The sequence below is a fragment of the Allobranchiibius huperziae genome, assembly GCF_013410455.1.
GTDB classification, from domain to species: Bacteria; Actinomycetota; Actinomycetes; order Actinomycetales; family Dermatophilaceae; genus Allobranchiibius; species Allobranchiibius huperziae.
Genome location: NZ_JACCFW010000001.1, coordinates 1,451,751 through 1,468,528 on the forward strand (window position 1 = coordinate 1,451,751; position 16,778 = coordinate 1,468,528).

11 protein-coding genes and 3 rRNA genes are annotated in these 16,778 nt (G+C 65.7%); all 14 read left to right on the plus strand.

Features of this window, described 5'->3' with window-relative positions; translation table 11 throughout:
* Nucleotides 1-39: 39 nt before the first annotated feature.
* The 14 genes from argJ (at nucleotide 40) to HNR15_RS07020 (ending at nucleotide 16,738) form a co-directional block, all read left to right on the plus strand.
* Nucleotides 40-1,191, plus strand: coding sequence for a bifunctional glutamate N-acetyltransferase/amino-acid acetyltransferase ArgJ (argJ, locus tag HNR15_RS06955; RefSeq protein ID WP_179480275.1), 1,152 nt, complete (start codon nucleotides 40-42; stop codon nucleotides 1,189-1,191).
* Nucleotides 1,188-2,096 (plus strand): acetylglutamate kinase, encoded by a 909-nt coding sequence (argB, locus tag HNR15_RS06960; RefSeq protein WP_179480276.1) that lies wholly within the window; start codon nucleotides 1,188-1,190, stop codon nucleotides 2,094-2,096. The genes argJ and argB overlap by 4 nt, the downstream gene beginning before the upstream one ends.
* Complete coding sequence (locus HNR15_RS06965; protein ID WP_179480277.1) at nucleotides 2,093-3,280, plus strand: acetylornithine transaminase; 1,188 nt, start codon at nucleotides 2,093-2,095, stop codon at nucleotides 3,278-3,280. The genes argB and HNR15_RS06965 overlap by 4 nt, the downstream gene beginning before the upstream one ends.
* Nucleotides 3,277-4,209, plus strand: a complete 933-nt coding sequence (gene argF, locus HNR15_RS06970; protein ID WP_179480278.1) for an ornithine carbamoyltransferase — start codon at nucleotides 3,277-3,279, stop codon at nucleotides 4,207-4,209. The genes HNR15_RS06965 and argF overlap by 4 nt, the downstream gene beginning before the upstream one ends.
* Nucleotides 4,206-4,733: an arginine repressor gene (argR, locus tag HNR15_RS06975; RefSeq protein ID WP_179480279.1), complete on the plus strand. Its 528-nt coding sequence runs from the start codon at nucleotides 4,206-4,208 to the stop codon at nucleotides 4,731-4,733. The genes argF and argR overlap by 4 nt, the downstream gene beginning before the upstream one ends.
* Entirely contained in the window at nucleotides 4,730-6,187 is a 1,458-nt protein-coding gene (gene argH / locus HNR15_RS06980; RefSeq protein ID WP_179480281.1) for an argininosuccinate lyase, read from the plus strand. Before argR ends, argH begins: the two co-directional genes overlap by 4 nt.
* Nucleotides 6,184-6,828, plus strand: coding sequence for a DNA-3-methyladenine glycosylase (locus HNR15_RS06985; RefSeq protein WP_179480283.1), 645 nt, complete (start codon nucleotides 6,184-6,186; stop codon nucleotides 6,826-6,828). Before argH ends, HNR15_RS06985 begins: the two co-directional genes overlap by 4 nt.
* Nucleotides 6,829-6,897: 69 nt before the next feature.
* Nucleotides 6,898-8,157: a tyrosine--tRNA ligase gene (gene tyrS, locus HNR15_RS06990; RefSeq protein WP_179480285.1), complete on the plus strand. Its 1,260-nt coding sequence runs from the start codon at nucleotides 6,898-6,900 to the stop codon at nucleotides 8,155-8,157.
* 342 nt (nucleotides 8,158-8,499) lie between these two features.
* Nucleotides 8,500-10,034, plus strand: a 16S ribosomal RNA gene (locus HNR15_RS06995).
* A 328-nt stretch (nucleotides 10,035-10,362) separates the two neighbouring features.
* Nucleotides 10,363-13,504: ribosomal RNA gene (locus tag HNR15_RS07000) — 23S ribosomal RNA — on the plus strand.
* Nucleotides 13,505-13,627: 123 nt separating this feature from the next.
* Nucleotides 13,628-13,745 (plus strand): 5S ribosomal RNA (gene rrf / locus HNR15_RS07005).
* The 16S, 23S and 5S rRNA genes sit together here, the layout of an rRNA operon.
* A 659-nt stretch (nucleotides 13,746-14,404) precedes the next feature.
* A complete protein-coding gene (locus tag HNR15_RS07010; RefSeq protein WP_179480287.1) occupies nucleotides 14,405-15,172 on the plus strand; it encodes a tetratricopeptide repeat protein in 768 nt (255 codons plus the stop codon).
* A gap of 138 nt (nucleotides 15,173-15,310) precedes the next feature.
* On the plus strand, nucleotides 15,311-15,691 hold the full coding sequence (locus HNR15_RS07015) for a single-stranded DNA-binding protein (RefSeq protein WP_179480289.1): 381 nt from the start codon (nucleotides 15,311-15,313) through the stop codon (nucleotides 15,689-15,691).
* A gap of 9 nt (nucleotides 15,692-15,700) precedes the next feature.
* The gene (locus tag HNR15_RS07020) at nucleotides 15,701-16,738 is read left to right on the plus strand and encodes an HAD-IIA family hydrolase (RefSeq protein WP_179480291.1); all 1,038 of its coding nucleotides are present in this window, start codon (nucleotides 15,701-15,703) and stop codon (nucleotides 16,736-16,738) included.
* The last annotated feature ends 40 nt before the right edge of the window (nucleotides 16,739-16,778 follow it).

Sequence of the window (16,778 nt, forward strand, 5' to 3'; positions counted from 1 at the left end):
CACCAGCAGGACCGACAACGCAGAGACAGGGAGTAGGCCGTGAGTGTCACCACACCGCAGGGGTTCCGGGCAGCCGGTGTGACCGCGGGTCTGAAGGCCAGCGGCGATTCCGACGTCGCGCTCGTGGTGAACGACGGGCCCGACCATCACGCGGCCGCCGTCTTCACCAGCAATCGCATCGAGGCAGCGCCGGTCACCTGGAGCAGGCAGGTCGTCTCCGACGGCCGAGCGGATGCCGTGATCCTCAACTCCGGTGGTGCGAACGCGCTGACGGGTGCGCAGGGATTCGCCGACACCCACCGCACGGCCGAGGCGACCGCGGACGCGATCGGCGTCTCCGCGGGTGACGTCGTGGTGTGCTCGACAGGTCTGATCGGCGAGCTGCTGCCGATGGACAGACTGCTGTCGGGTGTCACCCGGAGCGTCGAGGCCCTCGACGCACAGGGCGGTACGGCGGCTGCCACCGCGATCATGACCACCGACACCCACCCCAAACAGGCGACGGTCGCGCGGTCCGGGTGGTCGGTCGGCGGGATGGCCAAAGGCGCCGGGATGCTGGCGCCGGCCCTGGCGACGATGCTCGTGGTCATCACGACCGACGCTGTGGTCGACCCCACCGACCTCGAGCCGGCGCTGCACGCGGCGACGGAGATCACCTTCGACCGGATCGACTCCGACGGGTGCCAGTCCACCAACGACACCGTCCTGGTGCTCGCCTCCGGTGCCTCCGGCATCACTGTCGATCGCGCGGAGCTGACGGATGCTCTGACCGACTGCTGCGCCGACCTGGCCCGCCAGCTCATCGGTGACGCCGAGGGCGCGCATCACGACATCAGCATCGAGGTCCGTTCCGCCCTCTCCACGACCGAGGCGCTCGAGGTCGGCCGGGCGATCGCGCGTAACAACCTCTTCAAGTGCGCGGTCTTCGGCAACGACCCGAACTGGGGTCGGGTGCTGGCGGCCGTCGGCACGACGTACGCGAGCTTCGACCCGGCCGAGCTGGACGTCTGGATGAACGGCGTGCAGGTGTGCCGGTCCGGTGGCGTGGGCGAGGACCGGGCGGGCGTCGATCTGAGCGGTCGGGAGGTGCAGGTCGTCGTGGCCCTCCACGCGGGGGAGGCGGCGGCGACGATCTGGACCAACGATCTCACCCACGAGTACGTGCACGAGAACTCGGCCTACAGCACATGACCCTTCGCCCGCGCACCGATCTGATCGCCGCCGCCGACAAGGCCGTCACACTGGTCGAGGCGCTCCCGTGGCTGGAGCGGTTCCGCGACGCGCTCGTCGTGATCAAGTACGGCGGGAACGCGATGACCGACGACGCGCTCAAGCTCGCGTTCGCCCAGGACGTCGCCTTCCTGCGGTACGCCGGGCTCCGCCCGGTCGTGGTGCACGGCGGCGGCCCGCAGATCCAGATCATGCTCGACCGGCTGGGCCTGCAATCGGAGTTCAAGGCCGGTCTGCGCGTCACCACCCCGGAGGTGATGGAGGTCGTGCGCATGGTGCTGACCGGCCAGGTCTCTCGTGAGCTCATCGGCCTGATCAACCAGCACGGATCGCTGGCCGTGGGGTTGTCCGGCGAGGACGGCTCGCTCTTCGGCGCACGTCGCCGCGGCGCGCTGATCGACGGCGAGGAGGTCGACATAGGGCTCGTCGGCGACGTCGTCACCGTCAACCCGGCCGCCGTCCGCGACCTGCTCGACGCCGGCAGGGTGCCCGTGGTGTCCTCCGTTGCGCCGGACCTGGCCGAGCGGGGGCAGGTGCTCAACGTCAACGCCGACACCGCGGCGTCGGCGCTGGCCGTCGCGCTGGGTGCGCACAAGCTGGTCATGCTCACCGACGTGGAGGGCATCTACGCCGACTGGCCCGACCGCGACAGCCTGCTCAGCTCCCTGTCCCTGCAGCGCGCCGAAGAGCTGCTGCTGGAGGTGGACTCGGGGATGGTGCCCAAGCTGGAGGGGTGCATCCGCGCGATCCGCGGCGGAGTGCCTCAGGCGCACGTGATCGACGGCCGCCGGGCGCACTCGCTGCTGCTCGAGGTCTTCACCGACGAAGGGATCGGCACCATGGTGCTTCCGCAGGACGACGCATGACCGCCCAGCAGGACCTGCTGCGGCGCTACGAGGGCAGCCTGCTGGGCGTGTTCGGCACGCCCCCGCTCGTGCTGACGCACGGCGACGGCTGCTACGTGTGGGACGCCGACGGCCGGCGCTACCTCGACCTGCTCGGCGGCATCGCCGTCAACGTGCTCGGCCACGGGCACCCGGCCCTCGTGGCGGCGGTGTCCAAGCAGGCGGCCGAGGCCATCCACGTCTCCAACCTCTTCACGTCCCGCCCGCAGATCGAGCTCGCCGAGCAGCTCTTGCGGATCGCCGACGCGCCGGACGGCTCGCGGGTCTTCTTCGCCAACTCCGGCGCCGAGGCGATCGAAGCGGCCATCAAGCTGGCGCGGCGTACCGGCCGCCCGGGCATCGTGGCCGCGGAGGGCGCCTTCCACGGGCGCACCACCGGCGCGCTCGCACTGACCCACAAACCGGCCTACCGCGCGCCGTTCGAACCGCTGATGCCCGGCGTCAGTCACGTCCCGTACGGCGACGTCGACGCGTTGGCGTCGCAGGTCACCTCCGAGACCGGGGCGGTCGTGCTGGAACCGGTGCAGGGTGAGGCGGGCGTCATCGTGCCCGACCCGGCCTACCTGCGGGCGGCCCGTGAGATCACCACAGCCGCAGGGGCATTGCTGATCCTGGACGAGATCCAGACCGGCATGGGACGCACCGGCCGCTGGTTCGCTCACCAGCACACCGACGTGGTGCCGGACGCCATCACGGTGGCCAAGGGGCTCGGTGGGGGAGTGCCTGTCGGCGCCCTGGTGACGTTCGGCGATCAGGTGTCACAGCTGCTGCAGCCGGGTCAGCACGGGTCCACCTTCGGGGGCAATCCGCTGGCCGCGGCAGCGGGCCTGGCCGTGATTCAGACCATCGAGGAGCAGGGACTGCTCGCGAACGCCGAGCACCTCGGCCGTCTGCTGGCCGAACGCGTCCGCGACGAGGCCCCGGATGGAGTCACCGGCGTGCGGGGGATGGGCCTGTTGCAGGCCATCACCCTCGCCGAGCCGATTGCGCCCGCAGTCGCGGTCGCCGCCCGCGACGCCGGCTTCATCGTCAATCCCGTCGCGCCGCAGGCACTTCGGCTTGCACCGCCGTTGATCCTGAGCACGACCCAACTCGACCAGTTCCTGGATGCGCTCCCGGGCATCCTGCAGGAGGCAACCTCATGACCCGGCACTTCCTACGCGACGACGACGTCACTCCGGTGGAGCAGGCCAGGATCCTGGACGAGGCAGCGCGCCTGAAGGGGGAGCGCTTCGCTGCCCGCCCGCTGGAGGGCCCGCGGTCCGTCGCGCTCGTCTTCGACAAGCCCACGCTGCGCACCCAGCTGTCCTTCTCCGCAGGGGTGTCCGAGCTCGGCGGTTACCCCGTGGTCGTCGACGGGTCGATGGCCCAGATCGGGGTGCGCGAGTCGATCCCCGACTGCGCCCGGGTCCTCGGTCGGCAGGTAGCCGCGATCGTGTGGCGCACGTTCGACCAGTCCCGGATCGAGGAGATGGCGCGGTACGCGGGGGTGCCGGTGGTCAATGCGCTCACCGACCAGTTCCACCCGTGCCAGATCCTGGCCGATCTGCTGACCATCACCGAGCACCGCGGCAGGCTCGCCGGTCTCACCGCGGCATACGTCGGCGACGCCGCGAACAACATGGCCCACTCCTACCTGCTCGGCTTCGCGACCGCGGGCATGCACCTGAGGGTCGGCGGCCCGAACGTGGCGCAGGCGGACCCCGAGGTCGTCCGCCGTGCGCACGAGATCGCCGCCACGACAGGGGGATCGATCACCCTCACGGACGACCCGCGCGCCGCGGTCGACGCCGCGCAGGTCGTCATCACCGACACCTGGGTGTCGATGGGTCAGGAGGGCGAGTCCGCGACCCGCAAGGGCAGCGACTCCCCGTTCGCCCCGTACGCCGTCGACGCCGACCTGCTGAGCTACGCCGCCGACGATGCGATCGTCCTGCACTGCCTCCCGGCCTACCGCGGGTTCGAGATCAGCGCCGAGGTGATCGACGGGCCGGCGTCGGTGGTCTTCGACGAGGCCGAGAACAGGTTGCACGCCCAGAAGGCGCTGCTGGCCTTCCTGCTGGAGCAGTCGTGATCCCGGCGACGCGGACGGCGCGCCAGCGGCTCATCGTGGAGGTGATCACGTCCGAGCGGATCCGCTCACAGTCCGAGCTGGCCGACCACCTGGCCCGCAGCGGGGTGGAGGTCACCCAGGCGACGCTCTCGCGGGACCTCGTGCAGCTGCGCGCCGCCAAGGTGCGCGACGGCTCGCAGCTCGTGTACGCCGTGCCCGCCGAGGGCGGCGACGACCGGCCCCGGCTGCCCGCCGACGGCGGCGAGGTGGACGAGCGGCTGCGCCGCGTGTGCGCCGAGCTGCTGGTCACCGCGACGGTCACGGAGAACCTGGTCATCCTGCGCACCCCACCGGGAGCCGCGAACTACCTGGCGTCCGCGATCGACCACTCCCTCGCCGCCGACGTGGTGGGCACCCTCGCCGGGGACGACACCGTCATGGTGGTGGCAAGCTCGTCCGCCACCGCACCTGCGGTGGCACGAGCGCTGCTCGATGCAGCGGAGCACACCGATGCCGCACGCGATCAAGGAGACTCACCGCAATGACCGACGAGACCCGAGCGACCCCAGCGCCCACCGTCAGCCTGTGGGGCGGCCGGTTCAGCGACGGGCCGGCGGACGCCCTGGCGGCGCTGTCGAAGTCGACGCACTTCGACTGGCGGCTCGCGTCGTACGACATCCGCGGCTCCCGGGCGCACGCCAGGGTGCTGCACGGAGCGGGACTGCTGTCGCCGGAGGATCTCGCCGCGATGCTGGACGCCTTGGACCGACTGGCGGACGACGTCGCGAGCGGCGCGTTCGGTCCCGCACCGGACGACGAGGACGTGCACACCGCGCTCGAACGGGGACTGATCGACCGGGCCGGTCCGGAGGTGGGCGGCCGGTTGCGCGCCGGCCGGTCGCGCAACGACCAGATCGCCACGCTCTTCCGGGTCTACCTGCGCGAGCACGCCCGTGAGGTCGGGGGACTGCTGCTCGACGTGGTCGACGCCCTGGTCCTGCACGCCCGCGCGCACCTCGGTGTCGCGATGCCGGGCCGCACCCACCTACAGCATGCGCAGCCGGTGCTGTTGTCCCATCACCTGCTCGCCCACGCCTGGGCGTTGCTGCGGGACGTCGACCGGCTGCGTGACTGGGACGTGCGCGCGGACGAGTCGCCCTACGGATCCGGGGCACTGGCGGGTACGGCGCTCGGTCTCGACCCGCTCGCCGTGGCCCATGAGCTGGGCTTCAGCACCTCGTCGTCGAACTCCATCGACGGCACCGCGAGTCGGGACGTCGTCGCCGAGTTCGCGTTCGTCGCGGCGATGGCCGCGGTGGACATCTCCCGCATCGCCGAGGAGGTCATCCTCTGGGCCACCCGCGAGTTCTCCTTCGTGACGCTGGACGACGCGTTCTCCACCGGGTCGAGCATCATGCCGCAGAAGAAGAACCCCGACGTCGCCGAGCTGGCGCGGGGCAAGGCGGGTCGCCTCGTCGGTGATCTCGCGGGACTGATGACGACGCTCAAGGGCCTCCCGCTCGCCTACAACCGTGATCTGCAGGAGGACAAGGAGCCGATCTTCGACGCCGTCGACTCGCTCGAGGTGCTGCTCCCGGCGTTCTCCGGGATGGTCGCCACCCTCACCTTCGACACCGAGCGCCTCGAGTCGCTCGCGCCGCAGGGTTTCGCCCTCGCCACCGACATCGCCGACTGGCTGGTGCGTCAGGGGGTCGCGTTCCGGATCGCGCACGAGGTGGCCGGCGCATGCGTGCGGGTGTGCGAGTCGCGCGGCATCGAGCTGTGGGAGCTGACCGACGAGGACCTGCAGGAGATCGATCCGGCCCTGCAGCCCGGGGTGCGCGAGGTGCTGAGCGTGCCGGGCTCTCTGGCCTCGCGCAGCTCCCGGGGCGGCACGGCGCCGGAGCGGGTGCGCGACCAGCTCCAGGAGGTCGATGCGCGCAACGACGAGCTGCGCACCTGGACCCGGCGAGTGCCCGGGGACCACGCCGCGGAATGACCGGTCCTGCCTCGCTGCCGTTCCCGCTCGACGGTTCGGTGGACGTGCTCGACGTGGCGCCGAGGATGCTCGGGGCGTACGTCGAGCACGCCGGCGTGGGAGTGCGGATCTGCGAGGTCGAGGCGTACGACGGTGCGAACGACCCGGGAGCGCACGGCTTCCGGGGGCAGACGCCGCGCAACTCGGTGATGTTCGGGCCTCCGGGGCACCTGTACGTCTACTTCACGTACGGGATGCACTACTGCATCAACGTCGTCTGCGGTCCGGTCGGGCATGCGGCCGGCCTCCTGCTCCGGGCCGGCGAGGTCGTGCAGGGCGTCGGCCTCGCTCGGGAGCGTCGTGGCCTTCGAGGCCGACAAGGCACGGTCCCCGACCGAGACCTGGCCCGTGGGCCCGCGCGGCTGGCCCTGGCCCTGGGTTTCACCGACCTGGGCCGCAACGGCACCGATCTGAGGGACCCGGAGTCGCCCGTGCACGTACGGGCGGGCGAGCCGGTGCCGCTGACCGCGGTCCGGACCGGCCCGCGGGTAGGGGTCAGCGGTGCCGGCGGGGACGGTGCGACGTACCCCTGGCGGTTCTGGATCGACGGCGACCCGCACGTCTCGACGTACCGCCCGTCGAAACCCCGTCGACGTACCTGAGACTTGTACGGCAGCCTGCACCCACGACACGGCGCCCCGGACGGCGCGCCACGGAAGGAACCGAGACCAGTGACTGACATCTTCGAGGAGCTGCAGTGGCGCGGCATGGTGGCCCAGACCACCGACGAGACCGCCCTGCGCGAGGCACTCGCGAGCGGCCCCTTGACGGTCTACTGCGGTTTCGACCCGACCGCGCCGTCGCTGCACTTCGGCAACCTGGTGCAGCTCGTGCTACTACGCCGACTGCAGCGTGCCGGGCACCACGTGCTGTGCCTGGTGGGCGGCTCGACGGGCCTGATCGGCGACCCGCGACCGTCGGCCGAACGGGCGCTGAAGACGCCTGAGCAGACCGCTGAGTGGGTGAGCCGCATCGAGGAGCAGGTGCAGCCGTTCCTGGACTTCGACGGGTCCAACCCCGCCCGTATGGTCAACAACCTGGACTGGACGCGGGGCATCACCGCCCTGGACTTCCTGCGCGACATCGGCAAGCACTTCCGGGTCAACACGATGATCAAGAAGGACGCCGTCGCCGCGCGGCTGAACAGCGAGCACGGCATCAGCTACACCGAGTTCAGCTACCAGGTGCTGCAGGGACTGGACTACCTGCACCTGTTCCGGGAGTTCGGGTGCACGCTGCAGACCGGCGCGGTCGACCAGTGGGGCAACATCCTGGCCGGCGCCGACCTGATCCGGTCCACCGAGGGCGCGGCGGTGCACGTGCTCACGACCCCGTTGCTGACCGACTCCAGCGGCCGCAAGTACGGCAAGTCCGAGGGCAACGCCGTCTGGCTGGACGCCAAGATGTTCAGCCCGTGGGCCTTCTACCAGTTCTGGATCAACGTCGACGACGCCGAGGTGGTGACTCTGCTCAAGGTGCTGACCGACCTGGACCGGGAGCAGATCGCGGTCCTGGAGCAGCAGGTGCGTGACGAGCCCTTCCGTCGTACGGCGCAGCGCACGCTGGCGGAGCTGGTGACCACCCTCGTGCACGGCGCCGACGCCACCAGGTCCGCGCAGGCCGCCGCTGAGGCGCTGTTCGCCAAGGGGGATGTGAGCGCGCTCGACGAACGCACGCTGCAGGACGCGACGGCGGAGCTTCCGGGCGGCGTTGTGGACACCGGGTCCACGATCGTCGACGCCCTGGTGCAGACGGGCGTGGCCGACAGCCGCAACGCTGCACGACGGCTGATCGACGAGGGCGGCATCTCGCTCAACAACGTCAAGGTGACGACCGCGGAGGCCACCTTGACCGAGGCTGATTACCTGCACGGACGGGTGGCTCTGATCAAGCGCGGACGCAAGCATCTGGTGGCCGCACGGAGGTCCTGAGGGCCGATTTGGTCGCACCCGACCCGGTGTCGTACGCTCTTGCCCACTGCCTGACGGAGGCACGGACGGCGAGCAGCCGGCTGGTCCGCAGGTCGGTGAAAACCCAGCACCACGAACGAAATACCCCGCTTCGCTCGATTTGGAAGCAGCCGGGAAGTGGTGCTAAGTTAGAGAAGTTGCCCCGGAGAAATGCAGACAAGATCTGCGTGTAACGGTCGCGATCGTTTCTTGATAACTCAACAGCGTGTCGAGTGATTGATGCCAGATTTTTTGTTTGGTTGATGTTGACGAAGTTTGATCTTCTGTTGATTTCAGCTGGGATTGGATTTTGCAGAATAGTTTTTTTTGGAGAGTTTGATCCTGGCTCAGGACGAACGCTGGCGGCGTGCTTAACACATGCAAGTCGAACGATGATGCTCGCAGCTTGCTGTGGGTGGATTAGTGGCGAACGGGTGAGTAACACGTGAGTAACCTGCCTTTCACTCTGGGATAAGCCTTGGAAACGAGGTCTAATACTGGATATGACTCTTGGCCGCATGGTTGGGGGTGGAAAGCCTTTTTGGTGGTGGATGATGGACTCGCGGACTATCAGCTTGTTGGTGGGGTTGTGGCCTACCAAGGCGATGACGGTTAGCCGGCCTGAGAGGGTGACCGGCCACATTGGGACTGAGACACGGCCCAGACTCCTACGGGAGGCAGCAGTGGGGAATATTGCACAATGGGCGAAAGCCTGATGCAGCGACGCCGCGTGGGGGATGACGGCCTTCGGGTTGTAAACTCCTTTCGCTCGTGACGAAGCCTTTCGGGGTGACGGTAGCGGGAGAAGAAGCACCGGCTAACTACGTGCCAGCAGCCGCGGTAATACGTAGGGTGCGAGCGTTGTCCGGAATTATTGGGCGTAAAGAGCTTGTAGGCGGTTTGTCGCGTCTGCTGTGAAAGCCCGGGGCTTAACTCCGGGTCTGCAGTGGGTACGGGCAGGCTAGAGTGTGGTAGGGGAGACTGGAATTCCTGGTGTAGCGGTGAAATGCGCAGATATCAGGAGGAACACCGATGGCGAAGGCAGGTCTCTGGGCCATTACTGACGCTGAGAAGCGAAAGCATGGGGAGCAAACAGGATTAGATACCCTGGTAGTCCATGCCGTAAACGTTGGGCGCTAGGTGTGGGCCTCATTCCACGAGGTCTGTGCCGTAGCTAACGCATTAAGCGCCCCGCCTGGGGAGTACGGCCGCAAGGCTAAAACTCAAAGGAATTGACGGGGGCCCGCACAAGCGGCGGAGCATGCGGATTAATTCGATGCAACGCGAAGAACCTTACCAAGGCTTGACATACACCAGATCGCAGCAGAGATGTTGTTTCCTTTTGGTTGGTGTACAGGTGGTGCATGGTTGTCGTCAGCTCGTGTCGTGAGATGTTGGGTTAAGTCCCGCAACGAGCGCAACCCTCGTTCCATGTTGCCAGCACGTAATGGTGGGGACTCATGGGAGACTGCCGGGGTCAACTCGGAGGAAGGTGGGGATGAGGTCAAATCATCATGCCCCTTATGTCTTGGGCTTCACGCATGCTACAATGGCTAGTACAGAGGGTTGCGATGCCGCGAGGCGGAGCGAATCCCTTAAAGCTGGTCTCAGTTCGGATTGGGGTCTGCAACTCGACCCCATGAAGTCGGAGTCGCTAGTAATCGCAGATCAGCAACGCTGCGGTGAATACGTTCCCGGGCCTTGTACACACCGCCCGTCAAGTCACGAAAGTTGGTAACACCCGAAGCCCACGGCCTAACCACCTTGTGTGGAGGGAGTGGTCGAAGGTGGGATTGGCGATTGGGACTAAGTCGTAACAAGGTAGCCGTACCGGAAGGTGCGGCTGGATCACCTCCTTTCTAAGGAGCGATACACCTGCGGTCGCCGAATGTGTGGCCGGGTGTGCTCATGGGTGGAATCATCAATCATGGTGCTGTTGTTCTGGTGCTGTTTGTGTCGTAGTACTACCGGGTTGGTTCCTTTGCGGGGCTGGCCGTGGTGTGGAGGCGTGCGGGTGGTGGCAGGCGGGAGTGTCGACACGCTGTTGGGGTTATGAGGAAACGATCGTTGTTTTCTCTTGTTGGGTGGCACCTTCAGGTCCTGGTCCCGCGTGTGTGGGGTTGGTGATCGGTTGGGTGTGTGTTGTTTGAGAATTACACAGTGGACGCGAGCATCTTTGTTTTTGTGGCTCAAGTTTTTAAGGGCGCACGGTGGATGCCTTGGCACCAGGAACCGATGAAGGACGTAGGAATCTGCGATAAGCCTCGGGGAGCCGATAACCAGGCTGTGATCCGAGGGTTTCCGAATGGGGGAACCCACCACGAGATATGTCGTGGTACCCACATCTGAACTCATAGGGTGTGTGGAGGGAACGTGGGGAAGTGAAACATCTCAGTACCCACAGGAAGAGAAAACAACATGTGATTCCGTGAGTAGTGGCGAGCGAAAGCGGAAGAGGCTAAACCGTAGTTGTGTGATACCTGTCAGGGGTTGCAGCTGCGGTGTTGTGGGGCCGGTCTTTTTCATCTCTGACAGGATGGAGGACAGTAAAAAATCGCGCGTGTAGGTGAAGCATCTTGAATGGTGCGGCGTAGAGGGTGTGACTCCCGTAACCGAAACATGTGTGACTGTCTGGACTGGTACCCGAGTAGCACGGGGCCCGTGAAATCTCGTGTGAATCTGGCAGGACCACCTGCTAAGCCTAAATATTCCCTGGTGACCGATAGCGGACAAGTACCGTGAGGGAAAGGTGAAAAGTACCCCGGGAGGGGAGTGAAATAGTACCTGAAACCGTGTGCTTACAATCCGTCAAAGCCGACATGTGCGGTGATGGCGTGCCTTTTGAAGAATGAGCCTGCGAGTTAGTGCTCAGTGGCGAGGTTAACCCGTGTGGGGTAGCCGTAGCGAAAGCGAGTCCGAAGAGGGCGTATGAGTCGCTGGGTCTAGACCCGAAGCGGAGTGATCTACCCATGGCCAGGTTGAAGCGCCGGTAAGACGGCGTGGAGGACCGAACCCACTTAGGTTGAAAACTGAGGGGATGAGCTGTGGGTAGGGGTGAAAGGCCAATCAAACTCCGTGATAGCTGGTTCTCCCCGAAATGCATTTAGGTGCAGCGTCACGTGTTTCTTACCGGAGGTAGAGCTACTGGATGGCTGATGGGCCTCACCAGGTTACTGGCGTCAACCAAACTCCGAATGCCGGTAAGTCAGAGCGTGGCAGTGAGACGGCGGGGGATAAGCTTCGTCGTCGAGAGGGAAACAGCCCAGATCACCAGCTAAGGTCCCTAAGCGTGTGCTAAGTGGAAAAGGATGTGGAGTTGCTGTGACAACCAGGAGGTTGGCTTAGAAGCAGCCACCCTTTAAAGAGTGCGTAATAGCTCACTGGTCAAGTGATTCCGCGCCGACAATGTAGCGGGGCTCAAGCACACCACCGAAGCTGTGGCATTCACACAGTCCCCTAGGTACCAGGCTTGTCCTGGTGGTTCAGGGGTGTGGATGGGTAGGGGAGCGTCGTGTGGGCAGTGAAGCGCCGGGGTGACCCAGGCGTGGAGGCCACACGAGTGAGAATGCAGGCATGAGTAGCGCATGACGGGTGAGAAACCCGTCCGCCGAATAACCAAGGGTTCCAGGGTCAAGCTAATCTGCCCTGGGTAAGTCGGGACCTAAGGCGAGGCCGACAGGCGTAGTCGATGGACATCCGGTTGATATTCCGGAACCGGCGAAGAACCGCCCATATCGAATCAGGGGATGCTAACCATCCGAACCCACCGTTTCGCGTGCGTCACCTTTCGGGGTGGTGTACGTGTTGTGTGGGGGAGCGTGGGACCCGATCTTGTAGTAGGTAAGCGATGGAGTGACGCAGGAAGGTAGCCTCCGCGTGGCGATGGTTGTCCACGTCTAAAACTGTAGGGAGTGGTGTAGGCAAATCCGCACCACACATATCCTGAGAGTTGATAGTGACCACGAATGTGGGAAGTAGGGTGATCCTATGCTGCCAAGAAAAACTTCTAGCGAGGTTCGAGCCGCCCGTACCCTAAACCGACTCAGGTGGTTAGGTAGAGAATACCAAGGCGATCGAGTGAATCGTGGTTAAGGAATTCGGCAAAATACCCCCGTAACTTCGGGAGAAGGGGGGCCCAATCCTTGAAACCCCATGCGGGTTAGGGGTGAGGGTCGCAGAGACCAGGGAGAAGCGACTGTTTACTAAAAACACAGGTCCGTGCGAAGAAGTAATTCGATGTATACGGACTGACGCCTGCCCGGTGCTGGAACGTTAAGGGGACCGGTCAGTCACTTCGGTGGCGAAGCTGAGAACTTAAGCGCCAGTAAACGGCGGTGGTAACTATAACCATCCTAAGGTAGCGAAATTCCTTGTCGGGTAAGTTCCGACCTGCACGAATGGCGTAACGACTTCTCCACTGTCTCAACCACGAACTCGGCGAAATTGCAGTACGAGTAAAGATGCTCGTTACGCGCAGCAGGACGGAAAGACCCCGGGACCTTTACTATAGCTTGGTATTGGTGTTTGGTACGGTTTGTGCAGGATAGGTGGGAGACTATGAAGCGGGCACGCCAGTGTTCGTGGAGTCATCGTTGAAATACCACTCTGGTCGTTCTGAGCACCTAACTTCGGTCCGTGATCCGGATCAGGGACAGTGCCTGGTGGGTAGTTTAACTGGGGCGGTTGCCTCCTAAAGAGTAACGGAGGCGCCCAAAGGTTCCCTCAGCCTGGTTGGCAATCAGGTTTCGAGTGTAAGTGCACAAGGGAGCTTGACTGTGAGACAGACACGTCGAGCAGAGACGAAAGTCGGGACTAGTGACCCGACGGTGGCTTGTGGAAGCGCCGTCGCTCAACGGATAAAAGGTACCCCGGGGATAACAGGCTGATCTTGCCCAAGAGCTCATATCGACGGCATGGTTTGGCACCTCGATGTCGGCTCGTCGCATCCTGGGGCTGGAGTAGGTCCCAAGGGTTGGGCTGTTCGCCCATTAAAGCGGTACGCGAGCTGGGTTTAGAACGTCGTGAGACAGTTCGGTCCCTATCCGCTGCGCGCGCAGGAAACTTGAGAAGACCTGTCCCTAGTACGAGAGGACCGGGATGGACGAACCTCTGGTATGTCAGTTGTCACGCCAGTGGCACGGCTGATTCGCTACGTTCGGAAGTGATAACCGCTGAAAGCATCTAAGCGGGAAGCACGCTTCAAGATGAGGTTTCCATCACCCCTTGGGGTGTGAAGGCACCCAGCTAGACTACTGGGTTGATAGGCCGGATGTGGACACACCGTAAGGTGCGTAGCTGACCGGTACTAATCTGCCGACAACTTGACACCACAACCAAAACTTTAAGAGCTTGCTCGCGTCCACTGTGTGATTCTGGAACAACACACCCACCCCACCACCACCCCGAACACGGGGTTGCGTGGTGGCCGGCAGGTCGAATAGTTCCATAGTGTTACGGCGGTCATAGCGAAGCGGGAAACGCCCGGTCCCATACCGAACCCGGAAGCTAAGCCCTTCAGCGCCGATGGTACTGCACACGGGAGTGTGTGGGAGAGTAGGACACCGCCGAACTACCTTTATGAATGCGGGGGTGCGAGATAACCGAATGGTTGTCTTGCACCCCCGCATTCTTTTTGTCTATCCCGTTCCCGGTGGGAACGTGGGTGTCGGCCCACGCGCGGGGCGACCGGCGGGCTCACGCGATCTCGCTGTCGCACTAGGGTGCAGACGAGCGATCTATCAGAAGGCAGGTGTCGGCGATGCCCGACGAGGACCAGAACCCCGGAGCAGAATCGGAGTCGACGCAGCACTCCTCACGATGGAGTGCGGCCCGCGGTCGCGAAGCGGGCTCCGCCGACCGTTCGGGCGGCGACGACGCGACGTCGCGCAGCCGCGGTGAGCGCCCGGACCAGCGTCGCACCGGTGACGGGCAGCGTCCGGATCGGACCCGTTCGGGTGGTGGCCGCTCTGGCGGTGCGCCGGAGCGAGGTCGTTCTGGTGGTGGCCGCGCTGGTGGAGCGCCGGATCGGTCGCGTGGTGAGCGTGGGGCAGCGGGTGGCCGGGACGCACGCCAAGGCGGCGGGCCGCCCGGGGCCGGTGGCTCCCGGGAGGGGCGCGCATCTGGTCATGCACCGCGTGCCGGTCGCGGCGATGATCGTCCCGAGCGCCGTGACCGAGGTCCGCGTAGCTGGGAGCTCAACTCGCCCGGGCGTGCCTCGGATCGGCCACGCGTGCGTGAGCCGGAGCTGCCCGAGGAGATCACCGGCAAGGAGCTGGACCGCCAGGTCTGGACCCAGCTGCGGACCCTCAGCAAGGAGAACGCTCAAGGCGTCGCACGGCACCTCGTGGCCGCGGCACAGTTCCTGGACGACGATCCGGATCTGGCACTGGAGCACGCGGAACACGCTGCCAAGCGCGCCGGTCGTGTCCCCGCTGTGCGTGAGGCCCTCGGCCTGGTGCGTTACCGGCGCGCGGAATTCGCCGATGCGTTGCGCGAGTTCCGGACGGCTCGCCGGTTGTCCGGCTCGAACCACCTGATAGCCTACATGGTCGACTGCGAGCGTGGCCTCGGCCGTGCCGACCGTGCGTTGGAGCTCGCCTCGTCCGCGGACGCCAGGAATCTGGCCGAGGCCGACAACATCGAGTTGGCGATCGTGGTGTCCGGGGTGCGGCGCGACCTGGGTCAGGCGGACGCCGCGGTCATGGGGCTGCGAATTCCGGCTCTGGACCGCGCCACCAACCAACCGTGGGCGGCGCGGTTGTTCTACGCGTACGCCGACGCGCTGCTGGCGACCGGGGACGAAGAAGGGGCCCGCACCTGGTTCACCAAGGCGATGGAGGCCGACACCGACGACGAGACGGACGCTGCGGAGCGCCTCGGAATCGGATCCGACGTCGAGATGACCGACCTGCTCGACGAGTCCGACGCGTCCGATGACGAGTACGACGCCGTCGAGCGGGAGCGATTCGACGAGGAGTCCCCGCAGCAGCATCCGTGACGTCAGCGGCTGGGGGCGGTTGCTTTGTACACATCCCCCGACCGCGGCGCCGGCTGTGCACACCCGCGTTCTGATCGCTGTGCCTTCGTCTCTGCTGCGTTCACTCTGTGAGCACAGCAGAGGGACGAGGAGCGGGACATGGCACAAGCAGCGAATGAGGGACCGGGCGCCGGATCGGTGCTCAACGACGTACAGCTGATCGGTCGGATCAGCGCGCCGGCGGAACGCCGGGTGATGCCGAGCGACGATGAGCTGGTCAGTTTCCGACTGGTCGTGGATCGCGCCCGGCTTGGCAAGCCCGTGACGGATCGCAAGAGACCGACCGTCGACGTCATCGACGTCGCGTGCTGGACGGCCAGGACCCGCAAGGTGGCGCTCGCGTTGCAGCCCGGAGACGTCGTTCGGGTGCAGGGAGCCCTTCGGCGGCGCTTCTGGAAGGCTGGCGGCGGCGCCGTAAGCCGCCATGAGGTGGAAGCCGCGTCGGTGGCCAGGGTGCGCGGGGTCGGCGCGCGGCGGTGACAATGAGATATGCCCCGTGCCCTGCGTGATCTCTACCCCGGCCTCGTCTGCGACCTCGACGGGGTGGTGTACCGAGGCGCCGACGCGGTGCCGTACGCCGTCGAGGGTCTCTCGGAAGTGGCGTCGACGTCACCCGGGGGAGTCGTGTACGCCACCAACAACGCTTCCCGGCCTCCCGAGCAGGTCGCCGAGCAGCTCCGTTCACTGGGGCTGGCCGTTTCCGGCGACCACGTCGTCAACAGCTCGGTGGCCGGCGCGCAGGTGCTGGCGGGGCGTCTGGCCGCCGGATCGCCGGTACTGGCGGTCGGTGGAGGAGGCGTCGCGGATGCGCTGCGCGGCGCGGGGTTGAGTCCGGTTCTCCCTTCGGAGGTCGCGGAGACGATCAGGCCGGTCAAAGCGGTGCTGCAGGGATATGGTCCCGACGTGCGTGCCAGCGACCTGGCCGAGGTCGCGTACGCCGTCCAGTCCGGAGCGGACTGGGTCGTCACCAACGCCGACCGCACCCTTCCGACCGATCGGGGGATCGCGCCGGGCAACGGATCGCTGGTCAACGCGGTACGGAGCGCGGTCGACGTCGACCCCGAGATCGTCGGCAAGCCCGGCCCGTTGATGTATCAGTTGGCCGCGCAACGGCTCGGCACCGATCCTGAGCACACCCTCGGCATCGGTGACCGCCTCGAGACGGACATCGCCGGCGCGCATGCGGCAGGAATGGATTCACTGCTGGTGTTCACCGGGGTGCACGGTGTGGCTGATGTCGTCGCAGCCGACCGGCACCTGCGTCCGCGGTACGTCGCGGGGGATCTTCGATCCCTCGGCGAGGTGTACGACGAACCGGTGGCCGACGGTCCCGGCTGGCGGGTGGGCGGTCTGGTCGGTGCGCTGGAGACCTCCGCGCAGCCGAACGTGCGCTTCGAAGGCAGCGATGACGGTGCTGCGCAGGGACAGGACGGGCTACGCATCGCGTTACGCGTGCTGTGGGCCGCACTGGACGATGGCCGGATCTCCCTCAAGGCGGCAGTGTCGGCCACCCAGCGCTGGCAGTAGCGTGGTCGCCCATACGGGCGCGTGCCGCACGTGCCGGACC